We start from the raw sequence: 658 nt of genomic DNA on the forward strand, positions 1-658 counted from the left end.
GCGAGAGGAAGTAGCAGAGCTCGCCGAGCACGATCAGGTCGAATGCCGCGCGCTCGGGCGGCCAGTCGGCCGGCAGGTCTTGCCGTTCGACGTGCACGTTGCCGAGTCCGGCGGTGCGCCGGCGGGTGATCTCGACCGCGCGGGCCGAGCGATCGCTCGCGTGCACGCTGTCGCAACGGCCGGCGAGCGCCACGGTGAATTCGCCGGCACCGCAGCCGGGCTCGAAGGCCCGCGGGTAGCGCCGGCGCGGGAGCGAGGCCAGGATCAAGGCGCGCTTGCGCTCTTCGTACCAGCGATCGCGCAGGCCGTAGGGGTCTTCGGTGGCGCCGTAGAGGCGGTGGAAATAGGCCTCGGTGTCGCCGGTTCGGCCATCGGGAGCATTCATGCGAGCAGCACCTCGAAGGGTCGCGCGCTTCGCTCGACCGTCGTCGCGCGCAGGATGGGTGGCCGGCCCGTCGAGGGGTCGGGCTGGAGCTGGCTGGCGAATGCCTGCACCGCGTCGCGCTTGCGGCGGCTCGCGTCGGGATCGAGCGCCAGGCATCGGGCCCGTGCCCACGGAATCCTCGGGTCGCCCGGCGCGGCCCAGTGCCAGGCCCACACCGGCACCTCGACCAGCCTCGGGCCGACGCGAGCGGCGGCGAACGCGCAGGCGTGACCG

General features: G+C 73.6%; 1 protein-coding gene and 1 pseudogene. Both read right to left on the reverse strand.

All coding sequences use genetic code 11. From position 1 onward, the window contains the following. On the reverse strand, positions 1-385 hold a 385-nt coding region (locus tag AC1DTN_RS38055; protein ID WP_477925329.1), incomplete at its 3' end, for a class I SAM-dependent methyltransferase. Beyond that, a pseudogene (locus AC1DTN_RS38060) lies at positions 382-658 on the reverse strand (hypothetical protein); the annotation flags it as partial. The pseudogene AC1DTN_RS38060 and the gene AC1DTN_RS38055, both read right to left, overlap by 4 nt.

Source organism: Rhizobium sp. 01T444 (assembly GCF_056398305.1).